We start from the raw sequence: 14,001 nt of genomic DNA, 5'->3' as shown, positions 1-14,001 counted from the left end.
GTTTTGGGGCCGGAATGCAGGGCGGGCATGGTTATTCTTAGTTTACATGAAAACACGCAAAAAATCAAACCCGGAGCCGTGTTTTTCACGGAAAAGTCTCAAACCTGCCCCCGGATACATCCAAAATCCATTCCAAAACCAAAAACGACCAGACCGCCCCGCCCGTTTCAGGGGGACAGTCTGGCCGCGGATTCAGTTGACAGGCTTCATGCTGGCGGGGTCCTCCACCGGCACGGGCTGACCGGATTCGTCCGGCAGGCGCTTCATGCCGCTGGGGTTGGGAGGCGTGGCGGGCAGGGTGAACACGAACTGACACCACTCGCCCTGCTGGCTTTCCACACGGATCTGGCCTCCGGAAAGGTTGACCAGCACCTTGCAGATATTCAGGCCAAGACCGGCTCCCCGGGCGTGCAGGCCGCGGGACCTGTCCTCTTTGTAGAAGCGCTGGAACACATAGGGCAGCGCCTCGGGGCTGATGCCCTGACCGGAATTCCAGATCGAGATCTCCACCTCGGGGCCCAGCTTCTCCACATGGAACTTGATGGTGCCGCCCGCCGGGGTGAACTTGATGGCATTGTCCAGAATGTTATAAGCCACCTGATGGATGAGGTCGGGGTCCGCGTAGACCAGCACCTTTTCATCCATGGTCAGGCCTTCCAGATCGATCATGCCGTCGTTGATGCGCTGCTCCGCCGAAAGGGCCACACCGGTGAGCGTCTCCCAGATGTTGAACATCCGGGCGTTCACCTGATACTCGCCGCTTTCCAGCTTGGAGAGATCGAGCATGTTCTGGATGAGCCGGGCCAGGCGGCCGGTCTCCTCGCTGACCAGCTGCAGGTAGTGGTTCTGCATATCGGGCGGGATGGTGCCGTCCAGAATGCCGTCCACAAAGCCCTTGATGGTGGTCATGGGGGTGCGCAGCTCGTGGGCGATGTTGCCCATGAACTGGCCGCGGGAATTGTCGTTGGACTGGATGTTCTCCGCCATCTGGTTGAAGGTGCGGGCCAGATCCACCACTTCGCCCTCACCATCCACGCCCTCAACACGGACAGAGAAGTCCCCGCCGCCAAACCGCTGGGCGGCATCGGTGATCTTCTGGAGCGGGTCGGTCAGCTTCCGCATCAGGAAGGAGGTCAGCACGCTGGCGCAGAGCAGCATGATGCAGGCCGAGAAGAAGAAGTTCGACCAGAACTCCTCCTTGAAGTCGGTCAGTCGCGCGCCGGAGGAGCAGAGGAAGAGATAGCCGCTGTTGTTGCCCTGGGCATCCTGCATGTGCCGCACCGAGACATAGCTCTTCTCGGTCAGCACACCATCCAGCGTGCTCAGGGTGTGGTAGGGCTGATCCCCGGCAACTTTTTTCATAAGCTCCGGCCCCACAATATCTGTTCCCACCATCTCGGGGTTGGAGGCAATGAGGACCCTGCCCTCTTCATCGGTAAAAAACAGGTAAGCCTCGGCGCTCTCGCCGATGATCTCCAGCTTGGTGTTCAGGGCATCCAGCTCGGCCCCCTTAGGCAGAGCCGCCTGCTGCACGATATAATCCGCCGCGCGCTGGGTCACATCCGCCACGCTGTCCAGCGTGTCGTACCGCTCCTGGGCAAAATAACGGCTGAACAGCAGCCACTCGGAGCAGCCCAGCACCGCCGTGCCCAGCACCAGCAGGGTGGCCACCATCGAAAAGAAGGTGACCGAAATACTTTTGCGCATTACTGACGCACCTCGAACTTATAGCCCACGCCCCAGACGGTCTTGAGCTCCCACTTGTCGGAAGCGCCCGCCAGCTTTTCGCGCAGGCGCTTGACATGAACATCGATGGTGCGGCTGTCGCCGTAGTACTCAAAGCCCCACACCTCGTCCAGCAGCTGGTCGCGGGTGTAAACACGGTTGGGGTGGGAGGCCAGGCAGTTCAGCAGCTCCAGCTCCTTGGGGGGAGCTTCCACCACCTTGCCCTTGACCCGCAGCTCGTAGCTGTTCATGTCCAGCCGCAGGTTGTCGAACTCGATCACACCCTCAGTGCTCTCGGTCTGGGCGGTGGTGGTGGTGCAGCGGCGCAGCACCGCCTTGATGCGGGCCACGACTTCCTTGGTATCAAAGGGCTTGACCATGTAATCATCCGCGCCCAGCTCCAGGCCCAGCACCTTGTCAAAGGTCTCGCCCTTGGCGGTCAGCATCATCACGGGGGTGTTGCCCAGCTTGCGGATGCGGCGGCAGACCTCCAGGCCATCCATCTTGGGCATCATCACATCCAGCAGCACCATATCGGGCTTGACCTGGTTGAACTTGTCCAGACCTTCTTCGCCGTCGTTCGCAGTGGTGACCTGATAGCCCTCCTTGGTCAGATAAAGCCGCAGCAGCTCGCAGATGTTGGTATCGTCGTCCACGACGAGGATCTTTTCGTTGGCCATAGTGGTTTCCTCCCCAATTCTGTATGTTCCGGCCCTTTCGGGCCTTGTGACAAAGTATTCCACTTCTTATTATACGGAAGAGTTATGACAAAATAAAGAAGGTTTTGTATGATTTTTGGGACGCAGGCTCCGCCGCTCAGCTCATCATCAGCCGGATGATCTCCTCATTGGTCTGCCGCATCCCGTCCTTGCCCAGACGTCCGATGCCCTTGATGGTGGTCTCGATGTCCTTCATCACGATGCCATCGCCGCCCTTGAACTCCTGATTGCACTTGTACATGTTGTAGCCCAGCAGCGCCGCATCCACCGAAGATGCGATCTTTGCGGCGCAGGAAGCCTTGGCTCCGTCGCACACGATGCCGGACACGATGGCAAGGGCGTTGACCACCGTGTGGATGGCAGCCTGATAGCCGTCGCCGCACAGGTACACGATGCCTGCGCCTGCACCCGCACCCGCGCTGACCGCGCCGCAGTAGGCAGACAGGGTGCCGATGCCGGTCTTTTCGTGGATGGCCACCAGATTGGAGATGATGAGGGCGCGGTAGAGCTTTTCCTTGCCGCTGTGCAGCTCCTTGGCGTACTCGATGAGGGGCACCGAGCAGGTGATGCCCTGATTGCCACTGCCGGAGTTGATGATGACCGGCAGCTCGCAGCCGTTCATGCGGGCATCGGAGCCGGCGGCGGCCTTGGCTTTTGCGCGGTTGGAGACATCGTTGCCGTAAGTGGTCAGCAGCACCCGCCCGATGTTGGCACCGTAGTCGCCCAGCAGGCCCTCTTCTGCAATGGCGTTGTTGTAGCGGATCTGCCGTTCCAGCAGGTCTGCCACGTCCCGCAGGTCGGCGGTCTCGGCAAAGTCCCAGATGTCCTGCATGTTCAGCAGGCTGCGGTCGGCGCGGGTGTCCTCCTGCACGGTCTCGTCCAGCAGGGGCACCTCGTACAGCACCGTGCCGTTCTTCTCGATGCGGCAGATGTTGGTGTGGTAGTCCGCGATGCGCACTCGGGCGTAGTCCTGCCCGCAGCGCTCGGTGACGACGATGTCAAACACATGCCCCTGCTCGGTGTGCTCGATGGTGATGGGCACTGTCTGCAGATAGTCCCGGATGGCAGACTTCTTTTCCTCGCTGACCTCCGAGATGACCTCCAGCTCCTTCTCGGCGGAACCGGCGATGATGCCTGCCGCCACCGCCGCCTCCATGCCCTTCAGGTGCCCGGTGTTGGGCACGATGACGCTTTTCACGTTCTTGATGATGCTGCCGCTCACCTGCAGCTGCACGCTGTCCGGCAGCACCCCCAGCACCTCGCGGGCTTTTGCCGCCGCATAGGCCAGCGCGATGGGCTCGGTGCAGCCCATCGCCGGGATCAGCTCCTCCTTCAGGATCTCCACATAAGCCTGATAGCGCGGGTCGTTGCGTTCCATAACATCCTCCTGCCTTCCCTTCCGGAAATCGGTTCGTATTTTAAGAACAGTATAATATAGAACTCCCGCCGTGTAAATCCGTTGTTTTGCGCCCATCCCCTTGCGCTCCGGGTTTTCATCGCGTATAATGATAGTTGTATCGTTATGCCAAAAAACGTGTAAGGAGCGTATTTTATATGAAGTTAGGTATCGTCGGTCTGCCGAACGTCGGCAAGTCCACTCTGTTCAACGCCATCACCTCCACCAAGAACGCGGAAGCCGCCAACTACCCCTTCTGCACCATTGAGCCCAACAGCGGCATCGTGGCCGTGCCGGACAAGCGGCTGGACAAGCTGGCTGAGATCTGGCAGACCAATAAAAAGACACCTGCCATCGTTGAGTTTGTAGACATCGCCGGTCTGGTCAAGGGTGCCAGCCAGGGTGCAGGCTTGGGCAACAAGTTCCTGGGCCACATCCGCGAGTGCGATGCCATCGTGCATGTGGTGCGCTGCTTTGATGACGACAACATCATCCATGTGGTGGAGGACGTGACCAAGGCCGAGGCCGTGGACCCCATCGCTGACATCGATGCCATTGACTACGAGCTGATCCTCTCCGACCTCGAGGTCGTTCAGAACCGCGCGGGCCGGATGGCCAAGGCTGCCAAGAGCGGCAACAACAAGGGCGCTGCCGCTGAAGCCGCCTGGCTGCAGAAGCTGGCCGACCACCTGAGCGCAGGCAAGCCCGCCCGCAGCTTTGACTTTGACGAGGGGGATGCCGAGCAGCAGGCCGTGCTGCATGAGATGGGCCTGCTGAGCTCCAAGCCCGTGCTCTACGCCTGCAACGTGGGCGAGGATGACCTGATGGAGGGCATTGAGAATAACCGCTATGTCCCGCTGGTGGCCGCCCGCGCCGCCGAGGAGGGGGCCCGCTACATTCCCATCTGCGCCAAGACCGAAGAGGACATTGCCGACTACTCCCCCGAAGAGAAGAAGGCTTTCCTGGCCGAGATGGGCATCGAGGCCAGCGGCCTGGACAACCTGATCACTGCCAGCTACGACCTGCTGGGCCTCATCTCCTTCCTGACCGACGGCAAAAAGGAGTGCCGTGCCTGGACCATCCGCAAGGGCACCAAGGCTCCTCAGGCCGCCGGTAAGATCCACAGCGATTTTGAGCGCGGCTTCATCCGCGCCAGCGTCATCGGCTATGGCGACCTGGAAGCCAACAACTTCGATTATGCCGCTGTCAAGGCCAAGGGCCTGCAGCGCACCGAGGGCAAGGAGTACGTCGTGAAGGACGGCGACGTGATCGAGTTCCTGTTCAACGTCTGATGTATGATAAAAGTGTCTCCCGCGCGGCGCGTGGGAGACACTTTTGCCCGGGAGAAAGGACATCTATATGATTATCGGAATTATGGGCGCAATGCCCGATGAAGTCGATCAGCTGTGTGCAAAACTGGAAAATGTCACCGTGGAGCCCTACGGCGGCGTGGAGTACCACAGGGGCACGCTGGCAGGCAAGCAGGTCGTGGTCTGCTGTGCAGGCATGGGCAAGGCCAATGCCGCCGCCACCACTCAGGTGCTCATCACCCGATACGGTGCCGAGAAGATCATCTTCTCCGGCATTGCAGGCAACATGACCAGCAAGATCGGCATTGGTGATGTGGTCATTGGCAAGACGGTGCTCTACCACGATGCCCAGCTGGACATGATCTGCCAGAACCCGCCCTACCTGAAGGAGTACGCCGGTGACCCGGCCCTCATCGCCGCCGCTGAAAAAGCCTGCGCCGAGGCCGGGGTCAAGGCCCTGACCGGCAAGATCGCCACCGGCGACCTGTTCGTGGGCGACAGCGAGACCAAGGCCGCCATTGAGGCCAAATGCGCCCCCGACTGCGTTGAGATGGAGGGTGCTGCCGTGAGCCAGATCGCCGCCAAGAACGATGTGCCCTGCGTCATCCTGCGCGCCATGAGCGACAACGCCGACGAGGACGGCCACGAGGTGCTGGTGGTGAAGAAGTTCAGCATCGCCGAGTACGTGGCTACCGCCACCCGGATCGTGGCGGCCATGGTAGAAGCACTCTGAGCAGCCGGAGCGGCCTTTACAGAAACTGCTCCAGTTTCAGCCGGTTCTCTTCCTCCAGATCCTGTAGTTTCTGCATCAGGCGCTTGGAGCCGGGGGCCGCATCGGGATAGTCTTTCTGGCTCTTGATACAGTCCATCACGCCCTGGCTGCTTCCCTCGCTGAGCATTTCGGCCAGATTGCGGGTGGATCTGTCGGTGAGCGTTTTCATCCCGATGCCCATTTTGGTGTTGAGCTTTGCCATGATGCTCTGGCCCTGAGCCGTGCCGCCGCAGGCCTCAATGGCAGTGTGGGCCTCCTGATTCAGTTCCCGGTAGAGATTCCGCTCCCGCAGAAGCTCGGCCCGGAAGGCAGGGTCCTCGGTCATGGGCACGATCTGTTCCAGCGTGTTCTTGCCCATCTCCGTGTTCTGCACCACCGCTTCCAGCAGATTCAGGTTATCATTTTTCTGATTTTCCATACAAAAATCCCCCTTTGTGGCACTAGCTTGTACCGCAAAGGGGGATTTTATGCATTCGGTTTATTTGCTGCAGATCTGGTCGCCGCCGGCGGTCTGGGCCGCCTTCAGGCGCTGCTCACACAGCTGATACAGTGCGTCCCAGTTTTTGCCCCGCACCTCGCCGGTGCAGGCGCAGCCGATGGACTGGGTAAAGGGCACCCGGCGCATCAGGCCCACCGATGCCACACACGCGCGGGGCATCTCGGCATAGATGCCGTTCAGCTCCTCGGCCAGCTCTGCGCAGTTCTTATCCGCGCAGCCGATGGCGAACAGCGTGTCCGTCAGGCGGCAGACCACCCGCTCTGCAGGGCGGTCGTAGTGCTTTTTCCACTGGTTGGCCACAAAGCAGACCAGCTGGTTCATCACGGCATCGCCCTGCCGGGCGCGCATCCCGTCCTCATCGTCCAGCGCCACCAGCGCCAGCGAAGCACAGCGGTGGGCATCCGTCCACTCATCCAGCCGGGTGCAGAACTCCGTTTCAAAATAGCGGCGGTTGAACACGCCGGTCAGAAAATCGTGATTCATATCGTCCCGGCAGAGCTCCCGCTCCCGCGCGGTCATCCGATCCTCCGGCAGGTCGCTGCCCGCCAGCGGAGCCGTCATCTGCAGCTGCCAGAGCTTGCCGTCCGCCTCGATCAGGCGGCGCAGCACGCAGTCCACCTGCCCATTGCGCAGGACATAATCCACCTGCAGGCCATCGTCCTGCCAGGTGTCCGCGGTCTCCTCATCGGCTTCCGTCAGGGTCACGTCTTCAAAGGCGGTCTGTGCGTTTTCTGCAAAGGCGCGCAGATCCTGTTCCGTCCATTCTTTTTTCATGCGTTTTTCCCCACTATCCGGTGCCGGACTCTCTCCCTTCCGGCACAGCTTTGCCACACGGCCGCTGAAAGCGCAGCCCTCATTACCGGAATTATACCATCTCGTGCCGGGCGTTTCCAGCAAAACGCACAAACTTTAACGTAATTTTTTACATTTTCGTCAAACTGCTAAACACGCTCCAGGTTTCCGGCCCGGTTCTGTACGGCAGTACACGGCGCACTCCGCCAGAATGCGCTTGGCCAGCGCGGCAGTGTCGAACCCATCGGCGGCGCGCCAGCTCCAGTTTCCGCCCAGCTTGCCGGGGCTGTTCAGGTGGGCTTCCTCGCCCAGGCCCAGCCAGTCGGCCATGGGGATGATGGCACGGTCGGCCACAGAGCCCAGCGCAGCCCGGAGCAGCGCGGTGCGGGCCGCCTCTGTTTTGACAGCGGCCACCTCCTTTGCGGTGGGCTGACAGCCGGTCAGATGCAGGTAGGCGGCGGCCACAGCCTTCTCCTTGGCCGATGCGCTCTCGTCCCACCAGGCGGTCAGCGTCGTGTTGTCGTGGGTGCCGGGGTAGACCACGCTGTTCTTGACGTGGTTGTGGGGCAGGTACTCACTGTCCCCGCCGCCGAACGCGAACTGCAGCACCTTCATGCCCGGGAAGGTGCTGTCTGCCAGCAGCTCCCGCACACTGGGGAACAGCTCACCCAGATCTTCGGCGATGATGGGCAGCTTGCCCAGCGCACCTTCCAGCGCGTTGAACAGCTCCATCCGGGGGCCGGTCTCCCACTTGCCGGTCTTGGCGGTAGTGCTGTCTGCCGGGATGGCCCAGTAGGTGTCAAAACCACGGAAGTGGTCGATGCGGAGCAGGTCATAGATGCCCAGCGCATGGCGGACACGCTGGATCCACCAGGCATAGCCGGTCTGCTTATGGTAGGGCCAGTTGTACAGCGGGTTGCCCCAGAGCTGGCCGTCTGCCGAGAAGTAATCCGGCGGGCAGCCTGCCACCCGGGCAAAGCCGCCGTCTGCATCCAGCTCAAACAGCGGGCCGCCCACCCAGGCATCCACGGAATCTGCCGAGACATAGATGGGGATATCGCCCAGGATCTGCACGTTGTTGGCGTTGGCGTAGGCTTTCAGCTTCTTCCACTGGATGCTGAACTCGTACTGCAGAAACTTCCAGAAGCCGATCTCTTCCTCGTTCTCTGCCTTAAAAGCTTCCAGCGCCTGCGGCTCCCGCTTGCGGTACTCCCGGGGCCACTGGGTCCAGCTCTTCATGCCGTTGGCGGTCTTGAGGGCCATGTAGAGGGCATAATCCTCCAGCCATCCCTCGTTTTCCAGCGTGAAGGCATAGTACGCATCCGGATAGTAATGGGCACAGCCGTGCCGGCCTGCACACTGCCTGCGCCAGGCGGCATAGGCGGCACGCAGGACCTTGTAGCGGCTGGTGTACAGGGTGCCGTAATCCACGTTCAGCGGGTCCTTGCCCCAAGGCTCGGCCTTGAGCTGGGCAGCCGTCAGCAGCCCCTCGGCTTTCAGAGCATCCAGATCAATGAAATAAGGGTTGCCCGCAAAGGCAGAGCAGCTCTGGTAGGGGCTGTCCCCATAGCCCGTGGGGCTCAGGGGCAGGATCTGCCAGATCTTCTGGCCTGCCGCCGCAAGGAAATCCACAAATTTTTCTGCCTTTTTGCCAAAGCAGCCGATCCCGTAGGGGCCGGGCAGGCTGGACACCGGCATCAGAATACCACTTTCACGCATTGTAAATCCTTCCTCGTCTCAAACTTTTTGCTGGGGCTTGTCTGTTTTCTATCATAACATAACTGCAGACTATTTTCCACAGGCAAAAAACGTGGTATACTTGTTTTTATATTAGGAGGTGCTTATGCAGCCAACCGAAAAATACTATGAACACGATGCCTACCGCCGGGAGGCGGTGGGGCATATTTTAGCCGCAGAGCCGGACAGCCGGACCGGCGGCGGGCGCATCGCGCTGGACGGCACGGTGTTCTACCCCGAAGGCGGCGGCCAGCCTGCCGACCGGGGCACCCTGACCCTTGCCGACGGCACGGTGCTGACCGTCACCGATGTCCACGAGCAGGCGGGTGTCATCTGGCATACGGTCACTTCCCTGCCCGCCGGGGCGGTGCCCGGGGCCGAAGCCGCTCAGGCCATCGACTGGGCGTGGCGGTTCGATAAGATGCAGCAGCACACCGGCGAGCACATCCTCTCCGGCATCCTGCACAGCATGTTCGGGGCCGAGAACGTGGGCTTCCACATCGGCTCCGATGCCGTGCGGATGGACACGAACATCCCCATCTCCGCCGAGGGGCTGAAAGCGGCCGAGACTGCCGCCAACCGCATCATCTGGGAGAATGTGCCGGTGAACATCACCTACCCCACCCGGGAGGAGCTGGCCGCCCTGACCTACCGCTCCAAAAAGGAGATCGAGGGGCAGGTGCGGATCGTGACCATCCCCGGGGCGGATGTCTGTGCCTGCTGCGGCACCCACACCGCCTTTACCGGTGCGGTGGGCCAGATCAAGATCCTGGCCGCTGAAAACTATAAGGGCGGCGTGCGCCTGAGCATCGTCTGCGGCGGGCGCGCGCTGGAAGCCGCGCAGGCCATGCGGGCGCGGCAGGCAGAGATCGGTGCCCTGCTCAGCGCCAAGGCCAGCGAGACAGCCAACGCCGTGCACCGGGTGTATGACGAGTACACCGCCCTGAAATTCACCCACTTCGGGCTGTGCAGCCAGCTCTTTGACGCGCTGGCCGCGCAGGCAACGCCCGGTGCGGATGCCATCCGCATCGTGCCGGGGCTGGACCCGGACGGCCTGCACCGGCTGGCTAGCCGCCTGACCGAAGCCACCACCGGCCTGTGCGCGGCCCTGACCCCCAACGAAAAGGGCACCGGCTACTGTATCGCCCAGGCGGGCGGTGATGTCCGTGCCCTGACCAAAGCCCTGAACGCCGCCCTCAATGGCCGCGGCGGCGGCAAACCCGGCATCTGTCAGGGAAGCTGCGCCGCAGAGCCGGAACAGGTGGAAGAATTTTTGCAGAAGAAAGACCGGTAAGCATCCTCGCCCTCTCCGTCTTTGCTTCGCAAAGCCACCTCTCCCAAAGGGAGAGGCTTTGGCAGTGCGGAAAACCATCCGTTTTTGCCAAAGGCTCCCCCTTTGGGGGAGCTGGCGCGTCAGCGCCTGAGAGGGCGAGCCACGTTAATTTTAAGGAGAACAACAAACTATGAGAATGCGTTTCAAACCCTACGCCCACGATGAGCTGATGGCCGCCGATTTCCACGTCCACGAGCCCCTGATCTGGGGCGGCAAGTGGCACGCACAGTATGCCCGCCCGGAGCAGCCCTTTGTGCTGGAGCTGGGCTGCGGCAAGGGCGGCTTTATCTCCCAGCTGGCCTGCGCCCACCCGGAAAACAACTATCTGGGCATCGACATCACCGACAAGGTGCTGATTCTTGCCAAGCGCAAGATCGAGGCCGCTTACACCGAGGCAGGCCACCCCATCGACAACGTGAAGATCATGAGCACCGACATCGAGCGCATCAAGGGCGTGCTCACCGCTGAGGATACCGTCAGCCGCATCTACATCAACTTCTGTAACCCGTGGAGCAAGAACGCTTCCTCCAACAAGCACCGGCTCACCTATCCCCGCCAGCTCATCCAGTACCGCGAATTCCTCAAGGATGGCGGCGAGATCTACTTCAAGACCGATGACGACGACCTGTTCCGCGACAGCCTGGAGTATTTCCCCGCTTCCGGCTACGAGATCACCTGGAAGACCTTTGACCTGCACGAAAACGAGCCGGAGTGGAACATCCGCACCGAGCACGAGGGGATGTTCACCGAGATGGGCATCAAGATCAAGGCCCTGATCGCCAGAAAGCTGCCCGGCGATGCCGCCGTGACCTGGATCGAGCCCAAGATCCTGAAAAAGAGGAAGGCTGCGGAGGAAGCCGCCGCCGCCGCAAAGGAGGAGTAAGATGTCCTTTTTTGTCAACACCATGGTCTGCGGCTTTTCGCTGTATCAGATCCTGGCGTTTTTCCTGATCTACTCCTGCCTGGGCTGGTGCCTGGAGGTCATCTATGCCGCCGTTTCCACCGGCCAGCTGGTGAACCGCGGCTTTCTGAACGGCCCGGTCTGCCCCATCTACGGCTTTGGCATGATCATCGTGCTGTTCACCCTTTCGCCGCTGGCAGACAACCTGCTGCTGCTCTATCTCGGCGGCGTGATCCTGCCCAGCGTGCTGGAGCTGGTGGGCGGCTGGGCGCTCTACAAGCTCTACCACACCCGGTGGTGGGATTACAGCGACTTCCCCTTCAACATCGGCGGATATATCTGCCTGGAGTTCTCCCTTTTGTGGGGCGTGGGCACCGTTGTGGTGATGAAGGCCGTTCACCCCGTGATCGCGGGTTTTGTGGAGATGGTCCCCCAGATGGTGGGCTTTGTCCTCATGTGCATCCTGTACGCCTGCTACGCCGCCGACGTGGTGGTGACCGCCTTTGCGGCCTCTGACCTGGCCCGTGAGCTGGATGCCCTGGAAAAGGTGGCCGACAGTATGCACGCCGTGTCCGATGCCATGACCGAGCTGCTGGGCACCACCGCCATGGATGTGGACCAGAAGATGGACGAGAGCCGCCTGCAGCTCAAGCTGGCGGCTGCCGAGGCCCGGAACAATGCCGCCAAACTGAGCCCCCGAGATGCCGCTGCCGCCCTGCGCGCCAAGGCCGACGAGGCCATGGAGGCCGCCCGCAAGTCCTCGCAGGAGGCCCGGCTCAATGCCTCTGAGGCCGCCACTGCCGTCAAGCTGGCTGCCAAGGGCACCGCAGAGCGCACGGCAGAGCTGCTCCGTCTGGAACAGCTGGCCGAAGAGCTGCAGGCCCGCAGCGAGGAGATGCGCGCCCGCACCCGGAGCTCCAAGTACTTTGGCAAGGGCCGTATGCTCCGCGCTTACCCCAAGCTGCGCCACGGCGAAAAGCACCGTTCTCTGGACGAGCTGCGGGAACGCCTGAAGTACGAGCGCAGGCACTGACCCTGACCGTTGCAGCAACCCCAAATGCCCCTGACCGGCTTCTTTCGGTCAGGGGCATTTTCATTTTGCCGCGTCCTCCATAAGATCAGGCAGATCTTGCGCCGCCGCACGATTTTGTTTTCATTCTGTTTTCCACATTGTACATTCCTTTTTGTGTACTTTTCCAAATCTATTTTCGTCATATTGACAAAAAAAAAAAAGAGTATCTTATCCTGTGCAATATGCTATTCCCGCTAAAAACTGAAGAATCGGCAAACCAGTCGAAAGGCTGCGACGCAAAGCTACAGGGCCTGTAACATGGCAGCCAGCTGCACGTTATCCTCTCCGGGTAAGGTAATACGAAACCTTGCACCTCCTTGTGAAGATGCGTCGGCTTCCCTTCAGGAGAGCGAGCGCACAGCGGGCCTACAAGGGTTCAGAGCGTCGTACCAGCCGTTTGGCCGGTGCGGCGCTCTTTTGTTTTGGCTGAAATAGAGAGAGTTTTTGGGAAATCATTGAAAGGAGTAAAGAATTATGAAACCCAAGCGTTTGATCAGCTTATTGGTTGCGGTCTGCATGATGATCACCATGCTGCCCCTGTCGGCAGTCACGGCATTTGCAGCAGACACGTCATCGTCACCTGACCCAGAAGAGATCGTTGGCGATTACAAGTATGCCTATAAGGTAAATGACGGTAATGCAACCATCACAGAATTTCTTGGCCCTGTTGATTCAGAAGGCAATGTTGATTCAGCAAACAATGGCCCCTACGACATCGACATACCCTCAGAGTTGGACCACCACCCTGTAACCGGTTTGGGAGCATATTCATTTTCCGGCTATGCGAGTGCTTCTCCCTACCCCCACAACTCGTACCAAATTGGTCGCAACATTCGCTCCGTCGACATTCCACAAGGCGTTACTTCCATCGGAGACGTAGCCTTTGGTTGTTGTAAGTTTACAACGCTTTCGTTAGGTGAGAATATTGAGACGATCGGCGGGGGTGCCTTTTGGCATTGCTCCAACCTGAGCGAGATCACCATCCCGGAAAATGTAAAAGAAATTAAAAACGGGTACAGTGAGAATATTTACTATCGCAAAACCTTTGAAGGTTGCTCCCATCTGAAATGCATTATACTCCCTGCTGGATTTAAGTCTTTCGAAGCCAGTCTGAGAGATTGTCCGACTGATTGTGTCATCTACTACAACAACGACTGGGACCACGCAAAAGATCTGCTTGCAGACAATGATAACAGTTGGTACCTTTATAATGACAATGGTAAACTGAAAAACCGCAATTTTCTTTACCTCTGCAAGGTGACCTTTGATGCCAATGGCGGCGAACTGAACGACTACGATGGCAACCTGACCGACCACGCTGTGGTGCCGGTTTATAGGACCGAAAAAATCACTGAGACCCTGGCAAACGAACTGACTGCCATCCATGATCCCACCCGTGCGGGTTACAAGTTCACCGGCTGGTACACCGAAGATGGCAAGGATAGCAAGCTCTTTAATGTGAAAGATACCGCAATTATGGAGGACACCACCCTCTATGCCGGTTGGGAGTTCGACCCCAATGCTCTGGACTGCCACCCGCTGACCGTGACCGGCGGCATTGTTACCGTGAAAAACGGTGACAAGGATGTGACCGATACCCTGACTGTTACTACTGACGAGACCACCGGCAAAAAGACCTACTCTGTACCGGAAGGCGCAACAGTGACCGTGACGCTGGACAAGACCCTGATCCCTGAGGGCATGGTGTTTGACATCTGGTCTACCGGCAAGTTCTCCCTGCCGCT

Annotated in this window: 12 protein-coding genes and 1 riboswitch; of the genes, 6 read left to right on the top strand and 6 right to left on the bottom strand. The window is 59.9% G+C overall.

Annotation, left to right across the window (positions count from 1 at the left end; translation table 11 throughout):
• Window positions 1-192: 192 nt before the first annotated feature.
• From J3353_RS08080 to J3353_RS08070, 3 genes are all read right to left on the bottom strand, one after another.
• Entirely contained in the window at window positions 193-1,707 is a 1,515-nt protein-coding gene (locus J3353_RS08080) for a cell wall metabolism sensor histidine kinase WalK (RefSeq protein WP_207684626.1), read from the bottom strand.
• The gene (locus J3353_RS08075; protein ID WP_005934701.1) at window positions 1,707-2,405 is read right to left on the bottom strand and encodes a response regulator transcription factor; all 699 of its coding nucleotides are present in this window, start codon (window positions 2,403-2,405) and stop codon (window positions 1,707-1,709) included. The genes J3353_RS08080 and J3353_RS08075 overlap by 1 nt, the downstream gene beginning before the upstream one ends.
• A 136-nt stretch (window positions 2,406-2,541) precedes the next feature.
• Complete coding sequence (locus tag J3353_RS08070) at window positions 2,542-3,822, bottom strand: serine dehydratase subunit alpha family protein (RefSeq protein WP_207684625.1); 1,281 nt, start codon at window positions 3,820-3,822, stop codon at window positions 2,542-2,544.
• Between the two features lie 176 nt (window positions 3,823-3,998).
• Here J3353_RS08070 and ychF point away from each other — a divergent pair, with 176 nt between their 5' ends.
• Both ychF and J3353_RS08060 read left to right on the top strand, forming a co-directional pair.
• Window positions 3,999-5,132: a redox-regulated ATPase YchF gene (gene ychF, locus J3353_RS08065; RefSeq protein WP_097771383.1), complete on the top strand. Its 1,134-nt coding sequence runs from the start codon at window positions 3,999-4,001 to the stop codon at window positions 5,130-5,132.
• A 67-nt stretch (window positions 5,133-5,199) separates the two neighbouring features.
• The gene (locus tag J3353_RS08060) at window positions 5,200-5,883 is read left to right on the top strand and encodes a 5'-methylthioadenosine/adenosylhomocysteine nucleosidase (protein ID WP_098924142.1); all 684 of its coding nucleotides are present in this window, start codon (window positions 5,200-5,202) and stop codon (window positions 5,881-5,883) included.
• Between the two features lie 16 nt (window positions 5,884-5,899).
• Here J3353_RS08060 and J3353_RS08055 read toward each other — a convergent pair whose 3' ends face one another.
• The 3 genes from J3353_RS08055 to malQ all read right to left on the bottom strand — a co-directional run bounded on the left by J3353_RS08055 (window position 5,900) and on the right by malQ (window position 8,932).
• Window positions 5,900-6,340, bottom strand: a complete 441-nt coding sequence (locus tag J3353_RS08055; RefSeq protein ID WP_005934706.1) for a hypothetical protein — start codon at window positions 6,338-6,340, stop codon at window positions 5,900-5,902.
• Window positions 6,341-6,400: 60 nt separating this feature from the next.
• A complete protein-coding gene (locus J3353_RS08050) occupies window positions 6,401-7,195 on the bottom strand; it encodes a diguanylate cyclase domain-containing protein (RefSeq protein ID WP_207684624.1) in 795 nt (264 codons plus the stop codon).
• 159 nt (window positions 7,196-7,354) lie between these two features.
• Entirely contained in the window at window positions 7,355-8,932 is a 1,578-nt protein-coding gene (gene malQ, locus J3353_RS08045; RefSeq protein WP_207684623.1) for a 4-alpha-glucanotransferase, read from the bottom strand.
• 124 nt (window positions 8,933-9,056) lie between these two features.
• On the opposite strand from malQ, the gene J3353_RS08040 reads away from it, so the two are divergent.
• From J3353_RS08040 to J3353_RS08025, 4 genes are all read left to right on the top strand, one after another.
• Window positions 9,057-10,244 (top strand): alanyl-tRNA editing protein, encoded by a 1,188-nt coding sequence (locus J3353_RS08040; protein WP_207684622.1) that lies wholly within the window; start codon window positions 9,057-9,059, stop codon window positions 10,242-10,244.
• A gap of 169 nt (window positions 10,245-10,413) precedes the next feature.
• Window positions 10,414-11,166, top strand: a complete 753-nt coding sequence (gene trmB / locus J3353_RS08035; protein WP_207684621.1) for a tRNA (guanosine(46)-N7)-methyltransferase TrmB — start codon at window positions 10,414-10,416, stop codon at window positions 11,164-11,166.
• A 1-nt stretch (window position 11,167) separates the two neighbouring features.
• Entirely contained in the window at window positions 11,168-12,217 is a 1,050-nt protein-coding gene (locus tag J3353_RS08030; RefSeq protein ID WP_207684620.1) for a putative ABC transporter permease, read from the top strand.
• A gap of 240 nt (window positions 12,218-12,457) precedes the next feature.
• A riboswitch (cyclic di-GMP riboswitch) is annotated at window positions 12,458-12,533 on the top strand.
• Between the two features lie 197 nt (window positions 12,534-12,730).
• A partial coding sequence (locus tag J3353_RS08025) for a leucine-rich repeat protein (protein ID WP_207684619.1) occupies window positions 12,731-14,001 on the top strand: 1,271 nt, incomplete at its 3' end.

The organism is Faecalibacterium sp. Marseille-Q4137, assembly GCF_017377535.1.
Classification (GTDB): domain Bacteria; phylum Bacillota; class Clostridia; order Oscillospirales; family Ruminococcaceae; genus Faecalibacterium; species Faecalibacterium duncaniae.
The sequence above is the reverse complement of the archived record's forward strand: the minus strand, read 5'-3'. Positions and strand labels throughout refer to the sequence as shown.